The organism is Shewanella sp. FJAT-51649 (assembly GCF_019457435.1).
In the GTDB taxonomy this organism is placed as follows: domain Bacteria; phylum Pseudomonadota; class Gammaproteobacteria; order Enterobacterales; family Shewanellaceae; genus Shewanella; species Shewanella mangrovisoli.
This window is the reverse complement of the sequence record NZ_CP080411.1, coordinates 275933-296366: the sequence shown is the minus strand read 5'-3', so window position 1 is coordinate 296366 and position 20434 is coordinate 275933. Positions and strand designations below refer to the sequence as shown.

General features: G+C 49.3%; 21 protein-coding genes and 1 riboswitch. Of the genes, 4 read left to right on the top strand and 17 right to left on the bottom strand.

Annotation, left to right across the window (positions count from 1 at the left end; all coding sequences use genetic code 11):
* Nucleotides 1-63 precede the first annotated feature (63 nt).
* The 12 genes from K0H59_RS01430 to moaA all read right to left on the bottom strand — a co-directional run bounded on the left by K0H59_RS01430 (nucleotide 64) and on the right by moaA (nucleotide 8882).
* Nucleotides 64-231, bottom strand: coding sequence for a YqaE/Pmp3 family membrane protein (locus K0H59_RS01430; RefSeq protein WP_011621091.1), 168 nt, complete (start codon nucleotides 229-231; stop codon nucleotides 64-66).
* 119 nt (nucleotides 232-350) lie between these two features.
* Nucleotides 351-1040, bottom strand: a complete 690-nt coding sequence (locus tag K0H59_RS01425) for a TIGR01621 family pseudouridine synthase (protein ID WP_220054427.1) — start codon at nucleotides 1038-1040, stop codon at nucleotides 351-353.
* A gap of 32 nt (nucleotides 1041-1072) precedes the next feature.
* Nucleotides 1073-2329, bottom strand: a complete 1257-nt coding sequence (locus K0H59_RS01420; protein ID WP_086903949.1) for a HAMP domain-containing sensor histidine kinase — start codon at nucleotides 2327-2329, stop codon at nucleotides 1073-1075.
* 49 nt (nucleotides 2330-2378) lie between these two features.
* Entirely contained in the window at nucleotides 2379-3056 is a 678-nt protein-coding gene (locus tag K0H59_RS01415; protein WP_011621087.1) for a response regulator transcription factor, read from the bottom strand.
* Nucleotides 3057-3102: 46 nt separating this feature from the next.
* Nucleotides 3103-3624 (bottom strand): hypothetical protein, encoded by a 522-nt coding sequence (locus K0H59_RS01410; protein ID WP_011715517.1) that lies wholly within the window; start codon nucleotides 3622-3624, stop codon nucleotides 3103-3105.
* Between the two features lie 325 nt (nucleotides 3625-3949).
* Complete coding sequence (locus tag K0H59_RS01405) at nucleotides 3950-5053, bottom strand: ABC transporter ATP-binding protein (protein WP_220054426.1); 1104 nt, start codon at nucleotides 5051-5053, stop codon at nucleotides 3950-3952.
* A complete protein-coding gene (gene modB, locus K0H59_RS01400) occupies nucleotides 5034-5714 on the bottom strand; it encodes a molybdate ABC transporter permease subunit (RefSeq protein WP_011621084.1) in 681 nt (226 codons plus the stop codon). Before modB ends, K0H59_RS01405 begins: the two co-directional genes overlap by 20 nt.
* A gap of 8 nt (nucleotides 5715-5722) precedes the next feature.
* Nucleotides 5723-6526, bottom strand: a complete 804-nt coding sequence (gene modA / locus K0H59_RS01395) for a molybdate ABC transporter substrate-binding protein (RefSeq protein WP_220054425.1) — start codon at nucleotides 6524-6526, stop codon at nucleotides 5723-5725.
* Between the two features lie 43 nt (nucleotides 6527-6569).
* Complete coding sequence (gene moaE, locus K0H59_RS01390) at nucleotides 6570-7037, bottom strand: molybdopterin synthase catalytic subunit MoaE (protein ID WP_023265973.1); 468 nt, start codon at nucleotides 7035-7037, stop codon at nucleotides 6570-6572.
* 1 nt (nucleotide 7038) lies between these two features.
* On the bottom strand, nucleotides 7039-7290 hold the full coding sequence (moaD, locus tag K0H59_RS01385; RefSeq protein WP_011621081.1) for a molybdopterin synthase sulfur carrier subunit: 252 nt from the start codon (nucleotides 7288-7290) through the stop codon (nucleotides 7039-7041).
* A gap of 19 nt (nucleotides 7291-7309) precedes the next feature.
* The gene (gene moaC, locus K0H59_RS01380; protein WP_220054424.1) at nucleotides 7310-7789 is read right to left on the bottom strand and encodes a cyclic pyranopterin monophosphate synthase MoaC; all 480 of its coding nucleotides are present in this window, start codon (nucleotides 7787-7789) and stop codon (nucleotides 7310-7312) included.
* A gap of 112 nt (nucleotides 7790-7901) precedes the next feature.
* A complete protein-coding gene (moaA, locus tag K0H59_RS01375; RefSeq protein ID WP_041412503.1) occupies nucleotides 7902-8882 on the bottom strand; it encodes a GTP 3',8-cyclase MoaA in 981 nt (326 codons plus the stop codon).
* A riboswitch (molybdenum cofactor riboswitch) is annotated at nucleotides 8870-9003 on the bottom strand. Its footprint overlaps the gene before it by 13 nt.
* 252 nt (nucleotides 9004-9255) lie before the next feature.
* On the opposite strand from moaA, the gene K0H59_RS01370 reads away from it, so the two are divergent.
* On the top strand, nucleotides 9256-10905 hold the full coding sequence (locus K0H59_RS01370; RefSeq protein WP_220054423.1) for an electron transfer flavoprotein-ubiquinone oxidoreductase: 1650 nt from the start codon (nucleotides 9256-9258) through the stop codon (nucleotides 10903-10905).
* Nucleotides 10906-11208: 303 nt separating this feature from the next.
* Nucleotides 11209-13125 (top strand): methyl-accepting chemotaxis protein, encoded by a 1917-nt coding sequence (locus K0H59_RS01365; protein WP_220054422.1) that lies wholly within the window; start codon nucleotides 11209-11211, stop codon nucleotides 13123-13125.
* 83 nt (nucleotides 13126-13208) lie between these two features.
* Here K0H59_RS01365 and K0H59_RS01360 read toward each other — a convergent pair whose 3' ends face one another.
* The 4 genes from K0H59_RS01360 to K0H59_RS01345 all read right to left on the bottom strand — a co-directional run bounded on the left by K0H59_RS01360 (nucleotide 13209) and on the right by K0H59_RS01345 (nucleotide 17017).
* Nucleotides 13209-13565, bottom strand: a complete 357-nt coding sequence (locus K0H59_RS01360) for a DUF4870 domain-containing protein (RefSeq protein WP_011621077.1) — start codon at nucleotides 13563-13565, stop codon at nucleotides 13209-13211.
* A 36-nt stretch (nucleotides 13566-13601) separates the two neighbouring features.
* Nucleotides 13602-14297 carry an MOSC domain-containing protein gene (locus K0H59_RS01355; protein ID WP_220054421.1) on the bottom strand — a complete coding sequence of 232 codons (696 nt, stop codon included), beginning with the start codon at nucleotides 14295-14297 and terminating at the stop codon, nucleotides 13602-13604.
* 118 nt (nucleotides 14298-14415) lie between these two features.
* Complete coding sequence (locus K0H59_RS01350; RefSeq protein WP_011715508.1) at nucleotides 14416-15873, bottom strand: diguanylate cyclase; 1458 nt, start codon at nucleotides 15871-15873, stop codon at nucleotides 14416-14418.
* A gap of 304 nt (nucleotides 15874-16177) precedes the next feature.
* On the bottom strand, nucleotides 16178-17017 hold the full coding sequence (locus K0H59_RS01345; RefSeq protein ID WP_011715507.1) for a PfkB family carbohydrate kinase: 840 nt from the start codon (nucleotides 17015-17017) through the stop codon (nucleotides 16178-16180).
* A gap of 372 nt (nucleotides 17018-17389) precedes the next feature.
* On the opposite strand from K0H59_RS01345, the gene K0H59_RS01340 reads away from it, so the two are divergent.
* Complete coding sequence (locus K0H59_RS01340; protein ID WP_258405875.1) at nucleotides 17390-17581, top strand: hypothetical protein; 192 nt, start codon at nucleotides 17390-17392, stop codon at nucleotides 17579-17581.
* Between the two features lie 8 nt (nucleotides 17582-17589).
* Here K0H59_RS01340 and K0H59_RS01335 read toward each other — a convergent pair whose 3' ends face one another.
* The gene (locus K0H59_RS01335) at nucleotides 17590-17985 is read right to left on the bottom strand and encodes a hypothetical protein (protein WP_220054419.1); all 396 of its coding nucleotides are present in this window, start codon (nucleotides 17983-17985) and stop codon (nucleotides 17590-17592) included.
* Nucleotides 17986-18323: 338 nt separating this feature from the next.
* Here K0H59_RS01335 and ovoA point away from each other — a divergent pair, with 338 nt between their 5' ends.
* Nucleotides 18324-20423: a 5-histidylcysteine sulfoxide synthase gene (ovoA, locus tag K0H59_RS01330; protein ID WP_220054418.1), complete on the top strand. Its 2100-nt coding sequence runs from the start codon at nucleotides 18324-18326 to the stop codon at nucleotides 20421-20423.
* The last annotated feature ends 11 nt before the right edge of the window (nucleotides 20424-20434 follow it).

Genomic DNA, 20434 nt, shown 5'->3' with positions numbered 1-20434 from the left:
CTAAATTTACCGTATAAAAAAGCGCAACCTAGGTTGCGCTTTTTTATTGGATTACTGGAATCACTAATCTTTAGTGACCACCCAGAGGGCGTGTAATAAACCGGGAAGCCAGAAAAATAAACACAGCACAATGTTAATTAATAGGTCTTTGCCTGCGCCCGCCTTTAAAAATACCGCAACGGGTGGCAAGAGAATCGCAATAATAACTAAAAGTAATTTGTTGGTATCCATAACGAGCTTGCTCCTATACAAGGAAAATCATCACACTGCTAACTTCGCAGGAAGACTCAGGATTTGCAAATATTTTATCCCGCAACACACGCATTCAATACTAACAATGCGCAACAAAACTAATCCTTAGAAGGCCAGTCGAGCGAGTCTGGCTCACGCCACGCAGCCAATGCCGCGGTTACCGTCTCCTCTGCAAACGCCTCACCCTGCTCAGGCGTATCGAGATACGCATAATCCTGCCAGTGACCATTCTCATGTTGATAGCGAAAATGCAGACAATAGGCATGCAGATAACAGCGGTCGGCGACATCCGAGCCATAGAGGGCATCACCTAAAATCGGCACCCCAAGGCTAGCAAGCGCAACCCGTAACTGATGGGTTTTACCCGAGTGGGGTTTGAGTAAATAAAGCCTAAGTCCTTCGCCAACACTGGTGGAGAAGAATTGGGTAATCGCTGGGTTTTCTTTGGTACGCAGTAACTTAAACATGCTACGGCGGGATTTAGCCATATCGCCAATCACCCAGCCTTGCTTCTTCTTCGGCTTGCCTTTGGCGAGCGCAAGATAGTATTTCTGCACTCGATGGGCGCTAAAAAGTTCAGTCAACTGCCGCGCCGCCGCAGGATGTTTGGCTAACAGTAACAGCCCTGAGGTGGGCGTATCGAGCCGATGCACGGCAAAGAGTTTTATCCCTAAATCCTGCTCCAGCTGCGCAACGACACCCGCAGTGCCATCTTGGCTGTGAAAATGCACATTCGGCGATTTAGAAATAACTAGAAAATCAGCCTCATCGGCTATGATTCGGTACATGGGGTTCTCAACAGCGTCACGCGGATATCGGCCTAAAACTGAATGGTCACTACTAGGCCGGGATGATTATCCGAAAGAGTAATTTGCGCATTGTGCCGCGACATAATCGCTTTGACCATAGATAATCCTAAACCCGTGCCCTGCAAATGGCGGCTGGGGTCGAGACGCACTAGACGCTCAAACACTCTTTCCTTGCTGTCATCGGGGATCCCTGGGCCGTTATCGCAAATCTTAATTTGAGCGCCGGATTGAATAATATCGATGCGAGCGCCTTGGCCTGAGTACTTCATCGCATTGTCGACCAAGTTGTATAAGGCTTGGAACAACAAATACTTGTCACCATAAATCTTATGATCCGATAGGAGCGACAGACTCAAGGTTTGCTCATTCGACTCGGCGACCGCGTCGGCCATGTCCAACAAATCGGTACATAGCTGCGCCAAACTCAGCTCCTGCAAGTCTAAGGTTTGCTGCCCTTCCTCGATGCGTGTCAGCGAGAGCATGGCATCGAAGGTCGCAAGACAGTGGTCGAGCTCTTCGGTCAAAATCGCGCACCCTTCGCTGATTTCATCGGGGGATTTGGCCGCTAATTCCTCGAGACCGATGCGAATATGGGATAAGGGCGTACGCAAGTCGTGGGCAATATTATCTGTCACCCCGCGCACCGCCATCAGGTTATTCTCAAGAATATCCAGCACGTTATTAAACTGCAGCGCCAACATATCGAACTCGTCCTGACGCCAACTGAGCGGCAGACGCGTGTCGTAATGCCCCCGCTCAATTTGCTCACTCAAGCGATTGTACTGCACTAAACGGCGCAAAATCGCCTTAGAAAACAAATAGCCCAATGCCAAGGTTAACACTATGGTCAACATCACGGCCGTGGCGGCCGCACTGATAAACTTATCGATCAAGGTGGCTAAGTTATCGGTACGAGTGGCGATGAGCACAGGGCCATAGCGGGTCATCACTAGGCCACCAGTGAGGATATGCAGCTTATCAGGGCCGCCAGTTAAAATCGGGAAATCCCGTGTTTGTGGCAGCATGGGCATGCCTTCAGGCATAAAGCTTAAGGCACCAACCATGTCATAGCTATTGCGCCAAGCGATAAGCGCGGTCTGCGGATCGGCGGCACGAATTTGTGCCGCAAAACTACGACGGTCGACAGTAAGAGCAAGCTGTTGATAGCGTTGGGTTTCTGACTCGAGATACTGAGTCACTTGGTACTGCTGTTCAATAATGAGTTGCCGATAAAGGGCAAACAGCAAAGCGCCTATGATCACTGTCACTAAGGTCGAGAAGATAATAGTGATGCGCCAGGCGCTGCTTTGGTAAGGCTTAATGCCTTTGGCGTAAGCGATAACCCGCTCCCCTTACGGTTTCAATCAATTCACCGTGGCCTAACTCTTCAAACTTGCGGCGTAACTTGGCGATATGCACGTCGATCACATTAGTGCGGGGATCGAAGTGATAATCCCATACCGCTTCGAATAATAGCGTGCGGCTAATCACCTGATTGGCGTGTTCCATCAGATACTTAAGCAGTTGGAATTCTTTCGGTTGCAGCATTAAATCGTGGCCATCTAAGGTCACATTGCGGGTGAGCAACTCCATTTTTAAGCCGCCGACCACCAAATCTGTGGTAATTGGCACGGATTGGCCCCGTTGCATCAGTTTTTCGGCACGCACCAGCAGCTCCGAAAAGGCAAAGGGCTTAGTCATATAATCATCACCGCCCGCACGCAGGCCTTTCACCCTTTCATCCACATGGGCCAGCGCCGACAGGATAAGCACTGGGGTTTGGTTACCCGTGGCTCTGAGGGCGGCCAGCAGTTTCAAACCATCGAGTTGGGGCAACATGCGATCGAGAATCAAGAGGTCGTACTGACCACTGGTAGCTTGCAGCAGGCCTTGATGACCATCGCTGGCGGTCTCAATATTATGCCCCTGCTCAAGAAATCCTTTAACGATGTAGTCGATCGTTGTCGCATCATCTTCAACTAAAAGTATTTTCATCTGTATGCTGCGCTCCCCTGTCTTCACTTAGCGGTGATGCTCAGTGCTAATCCCACTTAAGTAAAGGTAGTTGCCGTAAATTTTCAATATCGAATGCCAATTTATACTTACCAGTATCATCCAGCAACTTTAACTCTAAGTAGCTGATACCTAAGTCATGATCTAACTTCGCGTCGGTCAAAAAGGCCTTATGGTCCTTAGTCGCCATCGCAATAATGCCGGAGAAGGTTTGATGCTTAGTGCTGATAAGGCGTGCGGCTTCCACTTCGCCAACATCGTCGGCGGTGACTTTACCCGCTTTTTGTTTCAATAACTTACCATCTCGCGCCCGATATTCGAAACGGGTAATCGCATTCGCCAGCGGATTAATCAACTCAAATTGGTAGACCAACTCACCTTCCTGCATTTCCATTTCAAACTCGGCAATCACGCCAGGAAAATCCTTCTCAATTTGCTGCATCACACTTAACGGCGGCAGATATTCACCGCTCGAAAGCATCGAATACATGCTCTGGGCTGCGGTGGCAATCCCAGATACCAACATGAATCCTAGCAACCATAGTCTCATGGCTCCTCCATAAAAATCGGCTAAGTTTGTATCTTATGAGACAAACAGTTAGATGTCGATGGCGTGCCAAAGCTACCATAATCTCTATCACTGTTTGTCCATGACGGCGCCTAGTTCATCACCCATGTGGATTGCTCAATCCGATTGATTCAGGCTTGGCCAACACTGACGAATGTATTCAGTTTACCTAATACCTACTGAAACACCGATGGAAACAAGATTAAGCTTTGATCATCTAGGGATTTAACGGCAACGCAGCTTCGCAAATCAAGCTGAGTTATTCGTTAATGGAGAATAGATTTCGCGAAATGCGGGAAAAACTTAGCTACTCTAAAATATGAATTTGCTCAGATTTAAGCGCAACTGTGGTTTGCATCCCCTTGGTTAAGCCTAGCTTCTGCGCAAGGTGAAGTGACACTTCCGTATTAAGTTGCAGCTCAGTCCCAGTGGCATAACAGACCACCCGTACCGACTCTCCCATCACCAGCAAGGAGTCGATGGTAACATCTAACTTATTAAAACTGCGGCATAAACGCCCATTGGTGATAGCGTTAAATCGAATGCCTTGATTCGGGATCACCCAACGCACTTTACTGCCCACGCTGCGGTCTTTGCCAAAATCACTGGCGATCAGCTGCTCACCAAATTTGAGCCAGGTGATGTCTTTAGTGCGGTCTTGGAATACCACTTCGCCATCGAAAATGTTTCTTAAACCCATCTGCCGCGCAACGGCCTCGTTACGTGGGCGAGATAACACCTCAAACGGCGCGCCCTGCTGTAGCATCTGACCTTGGCTAATCAAGATCATCGAATCGGCCAGCAGCAACGCTTCGTTTAAATCGTGGGTCACCATAACCACAGGGCAAAGCAGTTGCTCTTTTAGGCGAGCAAGCTCGAGGTATAAACGCTCGCGGGTTTCTCTGTCCACCGCCGAAAACGGCTCATCGAGTAACAACACCGACGGCTCACGGGCAAGGGCGCGGGCAAGCGCAACCCGTTGCCGCTGGCCTCCAGAGAGGTGCATAGGCAGTCTATCGGGTAAACCATGCAGATTGACCCGCTCTAACCAATCTTTTGCCCTGGCCACTCGCTCCGACTTGGGAATATGGTCAAGCCCCGCAACCACGTTCTCGAGCGCGGTAAGATTGGGAAATAGCCCAAAATGCTGTGGCATATAGCCAATATGGCGCTGCTGCGGTGTCAGTGCCGTGCGACTTTGATGGTCGAACCATGGCGTTTCACCAAACACAATGCGGCCCGCATCGGGATGATTCAGCCCTGCGATCATCCGCAGTAACGTTGTCTTACCGCCACCCGAAGGCCCGACGACGGCCAGCACCTCACCCGCCTTACAGCTAAATTCGGCGCTCAGTTTAATATGCTTATGGTTTTGGATCTGGCAATGCAGATCAGCGATGATTTGCGCCACGCTGACCTCCTAAACGCCGCGATAAACTGGTGGTGAGGGCCAATGCCGTAATCGCAAATAACAACAGCACCAATGACATAGTGCCAGCTGCGCCAAAATCGAAGGCCTGAACACTGTCGTAGATGGAAATCGAGATAGTCTTGGTCTCGCCGGCAATATTCCCACCCATCATCAACACGACCCCAAACTCACCGAGTACATGGGAGAAACACAACACTAAGGCGGTCAATACCCCTGGCCACACCATAGGCAATTCAATTTTCAGCAGAATTTTAAGTTTGCTCATGCCGCAACAGGCCGCAGCATCGCGCACATCATGGGGAACTGCTTCAAAGGCGCGCTGTATCGGTTGCAACGCAAAGGGAATATTCACCAGCACGGACGCCAGCACTAACCCCGAGAAATGAAACACTAATTGCTGCCCGGTTAAGCGCTCTAACCATTGCCCTAACCAGCTTTGGCTGCCAAGCCCCACCAGCAAGTAATACCCAATCACAGTCGGCGGTAAAACTAAAGGCACCATGATTAAGGCCTCAACCCAAGACTTACCCACAAACTGACGATAGGCTAAGGCTCGCCCCGCCAGAATCGCCAGTGGGATCAACACCAAAACCGTGATGCTACTGAGCTTGACCGATAACCAGAGTGCCTGCCAATCCATGTCTGGCCCTACCGAGCGGGTAGACCAAATCCGTATTGCAAGAATACGGCTCTGGCGGCATCAGATTGAAGATATTGATAAAAACGCTCTGCGGTTGCTCCCGCTTTTGGCATCAAAGCCATGCGTTGATTGAGTGGACCATGCAATGCTTCGGGCAAGGCAATCGCCTGACCTAAGGCCTTAAACTGTGGCGCTAAGGCAAGGGATAACGGAATAATCCCGCCTTGGGTGGAACCACTCACGGCAAATTGCGCCGCTTGGGAGGCATTTTCGCCCAGGATTAACTTAGTTTGTAGGCCGTCCCACAAACCTAATTTTTGTAGGAGTTCGCGGGCACGCTCCCCATAGGGCGCATGTTCAGGGTTAGCAATCGCAAAGCGCTCCAGCTTGCCCGCGGCGAGCAAGCTTTTTACGCCATTCAGCTCGGCATCTAAGATTAAGGGGGACTTATTTGGAGCCACTAAGGCTAGGCGACCGACCGCGTATTGCACCCCAGCATCGCGAGTAAAGCCCGCTTTTTGCAGCTCATGGATATAACGCTCATCGGCGCTGAGCAACAGCTCAAACGGCGCACCATGTTGAATTTGCGCCACAAAATTACCCGATGAGCCGTAGGAGACTCGCACCTTGAGTCCGGTTTCGGCGCTGAAGTTTTTAACAATATCATCGAGGGCAAACTTGATATTGGCGGCGGCCGCAATCGCAGGCACTGTCTCTGCGCGGCTAACGGCTGGCATCAAGGCAACACAGCACGACAATGCCAGAGCAAATACTAGACTCCAGATTTTGCCTAACCCTGTCACACCATGCATAAACTCACCTCTCACTCTCGCCTGCTGCTAGCTCAGTCTTACGTTAGTCTTTGTGTTGCCACAATTGCGCCGCTTGCTCATCGGCGTCCTTGGCTTCGACCCAATTCTTACCCTTGTCCCCCGCTTCTAATTTCCAGAAAGGGGCTTTGGTTTTCAAAAAGTCGATTAAGAATTCGCAGGCCGCAAAGGCCGCCTTGCGATGGGCACTGGTGACGCCGATAAACACAATTTGCTCACCCAAAGCCATAGTACCGACACGGTGGATAACAGTGACTTTATTGAGCGGCCAACGCTCACGCGCCTCGGCCACAATTTGCTCGAGCACACGCTCCGTCATGCCGGGATAGTGTTCTAGGGTCAGGTCGGTCACCACTGAGCCGTCGTTAAAATCGCGCACCTTGCCCACAAAAGTGACAACGGCGCCATCGCTATTGTCTTGGGCTAATTGGTGATACTCATCGGCCACATTAAAATCGACGGTTTGCACCCGCACATTTGGCAGTAAACGCATATCAACCTCCGGTCACAGGCGGGAAGAAGGCGACTTCATCACCATCGCTCACTCGGGTATCCCATTGGCTGATGGTTTGATTCACCGCCACCAGCAATTTATCTGAGGCTAACACTTTGGCCCATTTATCGTCGGTGGCCGCCAGTGTTGCGCGTAATCCTTCTGCGGTTTGTGTCTGCTCGCTCGCTTCAACACTCAGTTGCGCAGTCCCTAAAAGCTCACGAACTTGGGCAAAAAACAACACGTTAATCATATTCTTATCTCGCTTTACGTTATTCAGCTTTAAAGTGTCCCGACTTGCCGCCGCGTTTTTCGAGTAGGCGCACCTGTGAAATCACCATGTCTTTCTGCACGGCTTTACACATGTCGTAAATCGTCAACGCTGCGACAGAGGCCGCCGTGAGCGCCTCCATTTCGACACCGGTTTTGCCGGATAATTTACACAGGCTAGCGATGCGAACGCGATTGTGTTCAGGCTGAGCCTCGAGCTCGACTTCGACCTTGGTAAGCATTAATGGATGGCACAACGGAATTAAGTCTGAAGTCTTTTTCGCCGCTTGGATCCCCGCAATGCGCGCGGTGGCAAACACATCGCCCTTGTGGTGGCTGCCGCTCATGATCATCTCGAGTGTCGTGCTCGCCATCTCAATAAAGGCTTCGGCACGGGCCTCGCGTTCGGTCACGGCTTTCTCGGTCACATCGACCATATGGGCATTGCCGTCGGCGTTAATATGGGTAAATACATTGCTCATTGAAGCGATCCTTTAAACTGATGCCAAATTCAAGTATAGGGAAGTTAAGCGCCATCGCGAAATCTAACCTAATGAAAGATAACGCGATAAGCAGACTAAAGCCTAAGTTAGATTAACCGCCAATCGAGGCCAGATGTTGCGTCACGCCAGTAATGCCCTGATGCAGATAATGGGTTTCCTTCTTCTGCGCCAGTTGACCGTGTAACCGCTCGATTAATTCCGCTTGCTGACTCGGGTGTTGCAGTAGATCACGCAAATCGATGCCAGACTCGGTAAAGAGGCATAAGTGCAACTTACCCTTGGCCGAGACCCGCAAGCGATTACAGCTCGCGCAGAAGTTAGTGGCGTAGGGCATGATCAAGCCGATACGCCCCTTAAAGTCACTGTGGCTGAAGTTTTGCGCAGGGCCATCGTCGGCACGGGGCGTATCTAATTGCCAACCCTCAGCTTGCAGCTGCGCTTTGATATCGGCCCCCGCCAAATGGTGAGCTTGGAAATACTCGCGGCCAAGGCCTGTTTCCATCAGCTCGATAAAACGCAGATCGATGGGCGTGTGCTTAATCCAATTCAAAAAACGCGGTAAATCTTTATCGTTCATCCCCTTGAGCAATACCGCATTGACCTTGACGCGCTCAAAACCCGCAGATAAGGCGGCATCGATACCACGCATCACCTCGTCGAACTTATTCTCGCCGGTGATCTGGTAAAACATCTTAGGATCTAAGCTGTCTACCGACACATTGATACGGCGTAGCCCCGCGTCGAACCATTCTTGGGCATGCTTCTCGAGCCTATACCCATTAGTGGTAGTGGCTACGGTATGAATACGAGGATTGTCGGCGACCACTCGAATGATATCGGTAAAATCTTTACGCAGCGTGGGTTCGCCGCCAGTGATACGGATTTTTTGAGTGCCAACCTGGCTAAATGCGGACACAAGGTTTTCTATCTCACTGAGAGATAGAAACTGTTGTTTGCCATTCGGATGATAACCATCCGGGAGGCAATAACTGCATTTGAAGTTACAAACGTCAGTGACTGACATTCGTAAGTAATGAAATTTACGACCAAAATTGTCTTGCAATTGAGACATGATCACCTTTCCAAGTGTGGGAGGCGAGTGCATTTCTTTACTCACCCCAGTGGCCTTATTACCACGGCTACACCCCCATATCTGTCGACTTAGGTAGGCAAGCTCGGAGAACCGTCATTCGTGATTATAAGCCGAAAGTACTGCCTAGCTATACCCCTAAACAGGTATTTCTTGATCCGCTTCAAGTGAGCGTGAACAATCTGTGACAGTGCTCACCCAAAGATTTGTCATTCTTTAGGCTAAACAGCCAGTCTAGCCCCTGTGCCCTGCGATGATTTTGAGGTAAGGTGGACATCAGCAATAAAACGCCCGTTTACAAACAAACTACAACACCCGGTAAAAATCGGGGATATGCGAAGGAAGAGGTGAACTGATGGAACGCGAATCAATGGAATTCGATGTTGTAATCGTCGGCGCAGGCCCTGCTGGCTTGGCCACTGCGTGTCGGTTGATGCAGATATCACAGAGTTCAGGTAAAGAGATTACCGTCTGCGTGGTAGAAAAAGGCTCCGAAGTGGGCGCGCACATTCTCTCTGGCGCCGTATTCGAACCACGAGTGTTAGATGAGCTATTCAGCGACTGGCGCGATTCAGACGCTCCTGTCACCACCGCCGTGACCCACGATGAAATCTATCTGCTCAATTCCGCCACCGACAGCAAGCTGATGCCCAATGCGTTTGTGCCTAAAACCATGCACAACGAAGGCAACTATATTGTCAGCGTGGGTAACCTCTGCCGTTGGCTCGCGACCCGCGCCGAAGCGCTCGGCGTAGAAATCTTCCCAGGCTTTGCCGCCAGCGAACTACTCTTCAATGAAGATAACAGCGTGAAGGGTATCCTGATTGGTGACATGGGCGTCGGTGCCGACGGTCAGCCGAAAGACAGCTTTATGCCCGGCATGGAACTACACGCCAAATATACCGTGTTCTCAGAAGGTTGCCGTGGTCACTTAGGCAAACAGCTGATCGCGAAATACCACTTAGATAATGGCAAGACACCACAGCATTACGGTCTAGGCTTTAAAGAAATCTGGAAAGTTCCCGCCGAACAACACGAGCAAGGTAAAGTGGTGCACACAGGTGGTTGGCCACTAACCGATGGCGCATCGGGTGGCGGCTTCCTTTACCATATGGAAGACAACCAAATTGCCGTGGGTCTGATTATCGACCTCAACTACAAGAATCCCCATTTAAGCCCATTCGATGAGTTCCAACGTTATAAGACTCACCCGGTTATCGCCAAATACTTAACTGGCGGTGAGCGTTTGACCTATGGTGCTCGCGCAATCACTAAGGGAGGCCTGAACTCACTGCCGAAGATGAGTTTCCCCGGCGGTCTGTTGATTGGTTGTGATGCGGGTACCTTAAACTTTGCCAAGATCAAAGGCACTCACACGGCCATGAAGAGCGGTATTGTCGCGGCAGAAACCTTAGCCAAAGCGATGCTGGCCGAGGTCGAAGGCGGTAAAGATCTGGATTGTTTCCAAACCCATCTGGAAGAAAGCTGGTTACACGAAGAGTTGTATAAGTCGCGCAACTTTGGCCCAGCAATGCACAAGTTTGGCACTTTCCTCGGCGGCGCATTTAACTACATAGATCAAAACTGGTTCGGCGGTAAGTTCCCTATCACTCTGCGTGATGAGCACCCAGACTATGCACAAATGGCCCCAGTCAGTGCCTACTGCAAGATTGATTATCCTAAGCCCGATGGCAAGCTCAGCTTCGATAAACTCTCTTCAGTTTATCTGTCGAGCACTTATCATGAGGAAGACCAGCCTTGCCATCTGCGCTTAAAAGACAGCAGCATACCGCTTGGCATAAACTTGACGCAATTTAACGAACCCGCCCAGCGTTACTGCCCTGCTGGCGTGTACGAAATCGTTGAAGAAGCAGGCCAGCCTAAGTTTGTGATCAATGCGCAAAACTGCATCCACTGCAAAACCTGCGACATTAAAGACCCTAGCCAAAACATTACTTGGGTGACACCTGAGGGCGGCGGTGGTCCAAACTACCCGAATATGTAACTCAACCGGAATAAGGCGCTCAATGAGCGCCTTATTTTTGCTTGCCTTCACGCCACACTTTGGTCACAATTGCGCCATAAAAATCACATGCTTCAAATCAGCAACTCATTTCCATCTATACTCTACATAACAAGATCTACCGCAAGAGCAACAGGTTAGGCCCAATAAATGTCTTGTACGCTGTTTTATTCGGCATTCGACCTAAACAAAGGTTAACTTTTAACATTTCTGTCCGATACTTGTTATTGGCTAGAAAACGTCGACCGATATTTCTAAACGTCTAACACAGGCATATTGATATTTATGATATTAAATAACCTTACTATTAAGCAGAAAATCCTGCTGACAGTGACATTTGCTGTGCTGCTGTCGACCATACTCGTGGGCGTCCTCAGCCAACGTAGTGCAAAAAGCGTGGTACAACAGCGTATGCTCGGGTCGGAAATGCCCAGCCTAATGATGCAGATCCGCAACAAGATTGAGCTAGATATTTCGAGCTTAATGAATGCCGCCGAACAACTCGCCAGCAGCCGTATGTTACTACGATGGCTTGAAAACGGTCGTCCACAGGAACAAGAGCCACAAGTCGTTGCCCAATTAAAGGACATCACCCGCCAATATCACTTGGCCCAAGCCTCCTACGCCGATAGACAAACCGCCGCCTACTACACCCAGGATGGTTTTTTACGTGTACTCACCCCAGCGCAGGACGGTTGGTTTTTTGGTTATCGCGACAGCGGCCAAGAGCGGATGCTTAACGTGTTTACCGAAGCCAATGGCGAGGTAAAACTCTTTATCAATTATCAGCAACCTAATGGCCGCGGACTCGTTGGCCTAGCCAAATCCCTCGATGATATGGTGCGTCTACTAGGTTCCTTTAAGATTGAAGAAACTGGCTTTGTCTACTTAGTCGATGCTAAAGGTGAGGTAAAACTGCATCCCGACGCCAGTCAAATTGGCAAGAGCAGCCTTAAGAGCTTGTACTCGAGTGCGAATATCAGCTCATTACTCAATCGTAGCGACTTCAACCTGATCGATACCCAAATCCAAGGTGAAAACACCTTCGTAGCCAGCAGCTATATTCCCTCCATGGATTGGTATCTAGTGGCACAAGTGCCCGAAGCCGAAGTGTTCGCCCTACTGACGGATGCCGCCTACCAGATCTTAATTTGGACCTTAATCATTGCCGCAGGCTTTATCATGCTGGCGATTGTGGTGGCTGGTTCAGTAAGCCGCCCTATCGCACAAGTCGCGGCCATGTTCCGTGATATCGGCGAAGGTGAAGGCGATTTACGCCAGCGCCTCCCCGTTAAAGGTGAAGATGAAATTGCCCAACTGGCGCAAGGGTTTAATAGCTTTATCAGCAAAATCCAAGACTCAGTGATTGAAGTTGCGCAGACCAGCGAACAACTCGGCTTCTCGGCGAAGGATGTGTCGAATCAGGCGCAGCAAACCCTTGAAGACAGCCATGAGCAAAAAGATCGCACTATGATGGTCGTGACCGCCATCAATGAGATGGGCGCCACGGTAAATGAAATCGCCAGCAATGCCGCCCAAGCAGCTGTTGCGGCCAAGGATGCCGATACCGAATCCAATAGCGGCCAAGTGGTGGTGACCCGTGCTCGAGATACCATCAATCAGCTCTCCCAAGATGTGGAACAAGTCGGTGAAGTGATTGAATCCCTTGCGACTCATACCAAGTCTATCGGTGGCATTCTCGATGTGATCCGCGCGATTTCGGAGCAAACCAACCTGTTAGCGCTGAACGCCGCGATTGAAGCTGCACGTGCCGGTGAAGCGGGACGAGGCTTTGCCGTGGTAGCCGATGAAGTCCGTAATCTGGCATCGCGCACCGCCGCATCGACCAACGAAGTCCAAGGTATGATCGACAAGTTGCAATCCGAGGCCAGTCGAGCGGTGAATGCCATGGCCCAAAGCCGTGCGCGCTCCCACGAAGGGGTAGCCGCCGTCGATGAGGCGAGCCAGTCTCTGGTAGGCATTAGTGACCGTATTGGCCTGATCAGCGATATGAACATTCAGGTGGCGGCAGCGACGGAAGAACAATCGACCGTGGTGGAAGACATCAACCGTAACGTGACCGAAATTAACGAGATCACCCAGCGCACCGCCAGCACGGCACAGGCTGCGGCACAGGCGAGCTTAGCGCTAAACCAACTCGCCCACCGCTTAGACACCTTAGTGGCGAAATTTAAGGTGTAAGCTCAAGATAGGTTGAAACCAAACAAAAACGCCTTAGCGAGTCTCTCCCTAAGGCGTTTTTTATTACTCAGCGCAAAAGGCAATTAGTTATCGGAAAGGAACTTAATCGTCAGCGGATAACGATACACTTGCCCTTCACTCGCCTTAATGATCCCAAGAATGGTGCAAACTAAGTCGAGAATGCCGAGGATGATCAAAAAGATAAACCCAATGCCCACGAAGGCTAACAGCCCGCTGATAATCACATAGATCAACAGGCTTAATTTAAAGTTCAAGCAACTACGGCCGCATTGGTCGACAAAAGCCGACTCTTCACGCTTCATCAACCACATAATCAGCGGTCCGAGAATTGAGCCTAATGGCACTAAATAACCGATTAAACTGGAGGCATACACCAGTAAGCCAAAATCTCTTTCACTCTTAGTCACTGACTCTATCATTACACTTTCCCTGTATTATCGTTTGAAAAATAAAGTTTATTTACCTTTTGGCCCATACAAGCGCATCTGCCAATCTTCGACTTGTTGTGTCGCTAAGCGCCGCTGCAGGCTATTCACCCAGCTTTGTGCCAACCCTTCACAGGAGGCGAGTCTATCATAGGCTTTGGCATCGTATTCAGGTGAAAAGTACAACGCCATGGCTTCGGCGACACTGATATCGGTTTTACGCTCGACTAATTCTATCCTGTCGTTTAGCTGAATCACGCCTGGGGTTAATACTCTGTAAAACCAACCGCATAGCTGACTCTGCTGCATGGCGAGGGCGAAGTCTCTATGGCCAAATTGCAGGTTCAATTTAAAGCAAGGTGAGCGCGGCTGAGTCACCTGCACTGTGACGGCACCGATTTGCAGGATATCGCCGATATTGACCTCGGTTTCATTCAAACCAACAGTGCTGATGTTTTCCCCCATGCTCGGTGCATCTTCAAGTTGGGTGATTAAATCCCAGCGACGGTACTGACCATAATGCTCACGGGGGAAATGATGCAGCACTCGGTCGAGGCCGCCATGGTGCTTAGGATCGGCCTGCGCATCGCCTTCGACACGGTCGACATTCACTCGCAACTGCTGCGCCGATTTTTTACCGTCGATACCAGTAGAAACACCGTCAATCTCTTGCAGAACCGCCCCTAAATACAAACCCGATAATCTATTTACCAACAAGGTCGACATTTGTTACTCCTACATCATCGCTATCCGTCACCTACCTCTGCCCGAACTGCTCAGTCACTCAAACGCGGCAGTAAGCCCAAACAATCCCCTTGGCAGATTCGGCCATCATAACAGCATACTACTGATTGAGAACCACTTGATTGCGCCCCGCTTCTTTCGCCTGATACAGGGCGAGATCCGCTCGCTTAATCAAATCTTCCGCAGGCTCGAGTTTTTGGTATTCGGCAACCCCAATACTCACAGTAATAGCAATGTGCACGCCATTCACTTTAAGCTCCCGTTGGGAGATTAAATCGCGAAATTGTTCTGCCAGTTCAGCAGCCTGACTTAAATCCTGCTCTGGCACTAATATCAAGAATTCCTCACCGCCCCAACGACACAGCACATCCTGGTTTTTTAGTTGACTTCTTAGTAGGTTAGCCACTGTTTTTAATACTAAGTCACCAATGCTATGACCATAGCTATCGTTTACTTTCTTAAAATGATCGATATCGACAAGCAGAATGGAAATCGGCGCTTGGGATAGCTTGGCCTTCTCTAATGCCTGATGAAAATACTCTTCAAACACCTGGCGATTAGCGGCCCCAGTGAGTTTATCGGTTGAAGCCATGACCTCAAGTTTGCGCTGATAACGACCTAAGGTCATGTTTGAAATCAGTAAAATCCCAATCGTCACCAATAAACTTAAAGCTAAGTTACCCCAAAAGGTATTGAGCAGCTCTTGCTCCTGCGGCGCATCCTCCTGCTCTACGATAAGATACCATTTAAATTCAGGTACTAAGCGGCTGTTCAAGTAGGCGGTTTTACCGTTGCGTTGGTAGCTAAAGGCCGCACTCGGGCTGGTTAAAATCCGCGTAGCGAGTTGCTCAAGCCCAGCGCTGGTTTGCAGCGAATCGGCACCATCATACTCATCGCCATGGAGCGTGACACGACCTTGTCTATCGGTGAAGAACACCCGACGGTTGTAGCGCTTCTGATAGAGTTCAATCAATGCCTTGACCTTCTCAACCGCAAGGCCAACGCCAGTAACACCAATAAACTTACCTTCAAAATCGAACACTTTATAGTTCACAAATACCGTTGTCTTAGTGCGATCTGCGGTGTCTGAATCGATATTGATTTCGTAATGCTCTGACTCAGGTAAAGAACGTACTCGAAAATACCAGGCATCGTTTGGGTCGATATCTTGGATTTTCTTCAATATGCCCGTCGAATGGTAATAGTTGCGACTCTGCTCCGAGACAAAAAAGCTGGTGACTGTATCGTATTTTTCTTGAATTTCTTTGAGGTAACGGACCAGTTTTTCGGGTTCTTGCTCATGATTCAACATCCAGTCACGCACAAAGGTATCCTGCGCCATCAGCGAGGAAATAAAGATGGGACGCAGCAGATCCTGTTGAATTTCTGAATAAATATTGTCGCTGGTTAGAGGTAAAGTATTGCTCTCAATCTGCTGACTCAAGGAGTCGTGGGCCACTTTATAACTAATGCCACTGGTGACTAAAAAGGCCACAAGCAACAGCACTGACAGTAGCCAAATAAACTTCTTTTTATCATTCCAAACGTGATTGCCCATTTCCAACTCCAACAACGGCAGGCTTATTATTTTATTTCAACGAGATGCGTTGCCTGAATGTTAACGTAATCCCTTGCCGACCGCACAATATTTCCACAATATGAACGTTCGGTAACGGAATAACATTATTCGAGCTAAAAAAATGCCCCGTTGGGGAAACGGGGCAAACATGCGAACCAACAAAATGGGAGAAAAGCACAAGAAAACGTTAAGGGACAAGAGCTATTCGTCACTGAGCACACTCTATCAAGCCCAGATGACAGAAAGATGACTCCCTTTTATGCCCTGCTATTTATCTCCCAACTTATGCTTCTAAATACTGCTTCAATGCATCGCCAGGGATAGAACTGTCGGTGGCCACGGCAAATGCCGCCCAAGTCGCACCTTCGGCCATGGCTTGGGTAATGGTTTTTCCCGCGCATAATCCATGGATAAGCCCTGCGGCATAGGCATCTCCCGCCCCAGTGGTATCGACAACCTCAGCAGGCACAGCCGGGACATGCTGCACATCATCTCGGGTATACACCTTAGCGCCGCGCACACCATCGGTGACGACAAAATAGCGTAATGATTCTCCGCCAATGCTCACGCCATAATCCCAAGAAGCGACATCACAGCGGCCTTGCATATCACTCACGGAAGCCAGTAACACGTGACAAGGGCGCGGTCTGTCATCCTTCGCTAGCTGCGCGATCACAAGGCAGTGATCCAGTGCGGTTTTCGCCCAACTTACCGTGCCCTCCGCCGAGGTATTGAAATACAGCGCATCCCAGTGTTGCCATTTAGGCGGCACAGATAACTCAAAAATAGGCCGCTGCGGACGAATGATGGTGCGCTCACCATCGGGCGTCATCACTAATAACATTTCACAGGTATTTCCTGCACGGCGCTGCACTAAACGACAATCTAGCCCTTGAGTACTCGCTTCAGCGATGACCCAGTCGCCCATTTCATCCCGCCCGACTTGGCTCACCAGTGCAACTCTATGACCAGCCCATACCAGTCCGAGCCCAGTATTAGCGCCACCACCACCTAACCTTTGTCCGCCATCTTGATAATGAAAGCGCCCGCCCGTTTTCAATGGCTTATCAAGGATCAACACTCGGTCACAGTTAAGATTGGCCACCAGCAAAATATTTGCCATGACAGGACTCCATAATGAAAGAACAGACCGCGCTAACTCTCGGCGATGACTCGGTTAAAAGAGCCCTCAATCTAGACCAAAACCTCAGGTGACACAATCGCAGCTATCAAGGTGTTGAACCCCATCACGGCAGCCAATAGCAGTTTTTGCTGTAAGACTTTATCCATATTTGAATTCAGCGAGACAACCCACCCGGCACCTTAAACGCTAAATGCAATCAAACAACATTATGATAAATAATAAAAATATTCTTCAATGTGTGATTTTTAGACATTTATTCATAGAAGTGTCATCAAATGCCATCCCACACGAGATTAGAAAAAGGTTAAGCTGGTGCTTCAAGGATGAAAAACTGAAGGAATTTGTATGCTAATGGAATGGCTACATAGGGACATTGATGGTGAAGAACAACTCCGCCGCTATCGCGAATGCTTAGAGGAATTTAACGAGTTGGAATTTCATGATGCGTATGTCGCGAAGATTCAACACGAATATCAGTTACTGCAAGTGTTGTTTGAGGAGCAGTCGGTTCAACATTATGAGCCTAACTGCTCCGAAAAGTAGGATTGACGTTAATCGACCATCTTAAAGGGTGAAAGCGAGGTAAACTTTACATCCAGCTGCCAATCTTGGATCACCATCTCCGAAGGTTGCCAGCTGTCATCAACCCATTCGTAAATCAGGCCAGGATCTTCCTCCGCATTGACTAGCAAGCGACGGCCATCCTTTAACACAACCGTATAATCAAGCCCTTGAGCATCAACACTTTCAATATCCCCCAATACTTTGTGATGAATGCTTGAAATTGTGCCTGTCGCTTTCACTGCGTCAGTTTCTTTCGCGCCGCTGTAAAATCTCAGTGCCTCATTGGTAGCGGGTTTATGAAATACAAACTCTTCAGTCACGCCCACAACGATCGACGGATCAAGCTCATACCAAGCGGGTATCCATAATGCGTTCATTGCCATCCCGTTATATCCTGCATAATAATTTTACGGACGAGAACATTCTGCCTTAACCTTGGCAGATAAAATACTGGTCAGGGATAAAATAATTTTAACCTTCTGCAGACAATTCCCCTCAGGCTGTAACCCGCATAACTGCAATAAAAATAACGCCGCTAAGGTCATATGCTGTACTTCGAGTTAATGATTGGAGCCATGCTGACTTTCTGTTAGCTTGAAAAAAACAGCTCAATAACTGCCACATTTTGTTGATAGAGTGATCCAATAAACCCGCGTCACGTATTGAGCCTGACCCCATAGCCACCACTATGGCACCAGCTTGCCCTATGGAGAAATCGAATATGCCAGTTTTGCAAACACTCAAACTTACGGGTGAGAATGAGGCGCTGAAACGTCAAGAGCTTAAACAATACTTCAATCAAACCTGGGCACTCTATGAATCCCTCTTCGAACTGATAAGGCACGACGATGCTTATTACGTCAAAGCCGAACCACTGCGCCATCCGCTAATTTTTTACTTTGGCCATACCGCCACTTTCTATATCAATAAACTCAAGCTGGGTAAGTATCTCGATGAACGAGTGAATGATCACTTTGAATCTATGTTTGCCATCGGTGTGGATGAAATGTCTTGGGATGACCTCGACGAAACCCACTATCAATGGCCCAGTGTCGCTGAGGTAAAAACGTATCGGGATCACGTCAAACAGGTCGTCAATCAACTGATTGATAGCATGCCAATCACTCTGCCGGTCAGCCAAGACTGCCCCGCTTGGGTCATCTTGATGGGCATAGAACACGAGCGCATTCACCTAGAGACCTCTTCCGCCATTATTCGCCAGCTTCCATTAGAGGACGTGTGTGCCAATGCTCAGTGGCCAGAGTGTCAGGATGTTGGCAGCGCCGAGCCAAATCAACTACTTGCCGTGGCGGGTAAAAAAATCACCTTAGGTAAAAAAGAGCAAGACAACACCTATGGCTGGGATAACGAATACGGTAACAAGAGCTTTAAAGTCGCCGACTTTAAAGCCTCAAAGTACTTAGTGAGTAATGAAGAATACCTAGCCTTTGTCGAAGCGGGGGGCTATCAAACCCAAGACTATTGGAATGAGGAAGGCCAAGCTTGGCTGGCGTATACCCAAGCTCAAATGCCACGCTTTTGGCGCCGCCGCGATGATAAATGGTGGCAACGTAACCTCACCAGCGAAATCCCTTTGCCGCTCAATTGGCCCGTCGAAGTCAATCAACTCGAAGCTAAAGCCTTTTGTAATTGGAAGGCGCGCCAAAGTCAGAGCAATATTCGCCTGCTCACCGAGGCAGAATGGTATATCTTGCGGGAAAATGTGCCGAGCGATGCCCCCGATTGGCATGAAGTCCCAGGCAATATCTCGCTGGCTTACTACGCCTCTTCCTGTCCGATAAACCGCTTTAAACACAATGATTTTTATGACATTGTCGGCAATGTCTGGCAATGGACCGAAACCGCTATCGACGGTTTTAATGGTTTTGCCGTACATCCGCTCTACGATGATTTTTCGACGCCAACCTTCGATGGCAAGCACAATCTGATTAAAGGTGGTTCGTGGATTTCAACGGGCAATGAAGCTATTGCAGCCTCACGCTATGCCTTTAGGCGTCACTTTTATCAACATGCCGGATTCCGTTACGTCGAGTCGTTGCAAAATCCAGAACAGATGGCCGAGGTCAATGTGTACGAAACCGATGAACTGATTTCCCAGTATTTAGAATTCCACTATGGCGCCGAGTACTTTGGTGTACCGAATTTTTGCGTCAACGGGGTGCAACAGGCACTCAACGAGATCCAACTCGAGCACACCACCAAGGCCTTAGATATAGGTTGTTCAGTCGGACGCGCCAGTTTTGAGTTAGCCAAAATGTTTGAGCATGTGGATGGTATCGACTTTTCGGCGCGCTTTATCCAGCAGGCTTACGCCCTGACCGAACAAGGCGAAAAACGCTACACCATTCGCACCGAGGGAGACTTACAGGAATTCAAGAGCGCCAGCCTTGCTAAACTGGGATACCTTGGCGAAGCTAAAAAAGTCAATTTTATCCAAGGGGATGCCTGCAATCTCAAGCCAATCTACACAGGATACGATTTGGTCTACGCCTCAAATCTAATCGACAGATTGAACGACCCGCAACACTTCCTCACCAATATTGGGCAACGCATCAATCAAGGGGGATATCTGGTTATCGCCTCACCCTATACTTGGCTCGAAGACTACACGCCAAAGGAGAAATGGCTTGGGGGGATTAAAGTCAAAGGAGAAAACTTCACAACTTTAGATGGGTTAACCGAAACCTTGATAGGCCAATTTGAACTGGTCGCAGTGAAAGAAATCCCCTTCGTTATTCGCGAAACCAAGCGTAAATTCCAGCATTCGATTTCAGAGATGACGATCTGGCGTAAGCGTTAGTTTTGCAAGAT

What these genes read in the sequence shown, in the direction of transcription:
- K0H59_RS01430 (WP_011621091.1), bottom strand. Translation starts at nt 231, where the DNA reads ATGGATACCAACAAATTACTTTTAGTTATTATTGCGATTCTCTTGCCA.
- K0H59_RS01425 (WP_220054427.1), bottom strand. Translation starts at nt 1,040, where the DNA reads ATGTACCGAATCATAGCCGATGAGGCTGATTTTCTAGTTATTTCTAAA.
- K0H59_RS01415 (WP_011621087.1), bottom strand. Translation starts at nt 3,056, where the DNA reads ATGAAAATACTTTTAGTTGAAGATGATGCGACAACGATCGACTACATC.
- K0H59_RS01410 (WP_011715517.1), bottom strand. Translation starts at nt 3,624, where the DNA reads ATGAGACTATGGTTGCTAGGATTCATGTTGGTATCTGGGATTGCCACC.
- modB (WP_011621084.1), bottom strand. Translation starts at nt 5,714, where the DNA reads ATGGATTGGCAGGCACTCTGGTTATCGGTCAAGCTCAGTAGCATCACG.
- modA (WP_220054425.1), bottom strand. Translation starts at nt 6,526, where the DNA reads ATGCATGGTGTGACAGGGTTAGGCAAAATCTGGAGTCTAGTATTTGCT.
- moaE (WP_023265973.1), bottom strand. Translation starts at nt 7,037, where the DNA reads ATGCGTTTACTGCCAAATGTGCGGGTGCAAACCGTCGATTTTAATGTG.
- moaD (WP_011621081.1), bottom strand. Translation starts at nt 7,290, where the DNA reads ATGATTAACGTGTTGTTTTTTGCCCAAGTTCGTGAGCTTTTAGGGACT.
- moaC (WP_220054424.1), bottom strand. Translation starts at nt 7,789, where the DNA reads ATGAGCAATGTATTTACCCATATTAACGCCGACGGCAATGCCCATATG.
- moaA (WP_041412503.1), bottom strand. Translation starts at nt 8,882, where the DNA reads ATGTCTCAATTGCAAGACAATTTTGGTCGTAAATTTCATTACTTACGA.
- K0H59_RS01370 (WP_220054423.1), top strand. Translation starts at nt 9,256, where the DNA reads ATGGAACGCGAATCAATGGAATTCGATGTTGTAATCGTCGGCGCAGGC.
- K0H59_RS01365 (WP_220054422.1), top strand. Translation starts at nt 11,209, where the DNA reads ATGATATTAAATAACCTTACTATTAAGCAGAAAATCCTGCTGACAGTG.
- K0H59_RS01360 (WP_011621077.1), bottom strand. Translation starts at nt 13,565, where the DNA reads ATGATAGAGTCAGTGACTAAGAGTGAAAGAGATTTTGGCTTACTGGTG.
- K0H59_RS01355 (WP_220054421.1), bottom strand. Translation starts at nt 14,297, where the DNA reads ATGTCGACCTTGTTGGTAAATAGATTATCGGGTTTGTATTTAGGGGCG.
- K0H59_RS01350 (WP_011715508.1), bottom strand. Translation starts at nt 15,873, where the DNA reads ATGGGCAATCACGTTTGGAATGATAAAAAGAAGTTTATTTGGCTACTG.
- K0H59_RS01345 (WP_011715507.1), bottom strand. Translation starts at nt 17,017, where the DNA reads ATGGCAAATATTTTGCTGGTGGCCAATCTTAACTGTGACCGAGTGTTG.
- K0H59_RS01340 (WP_258405875.1), top strand. Translation starts at nt 17,390, where the DNA reads ATGGAATGGCTACATAGGGACATTGATGGTGAAGAACAACTCCGCCGC.
- K0H59_RS01335 (WP_220054419.1), bottom strand. Translation starts at nt 17,985, where the DNA reads ATGGCAATGAACGCATTATGGATACCCGCTTGGTATGAGCTTGATCCG.
- ovoA (WP_220054418.1), top strand. Translation starts at nt 18,324, where the DNA reads ATGCCAGTTTTGCAAACACTCAAACTTACGGGTGAGAATGAGGCGCTG.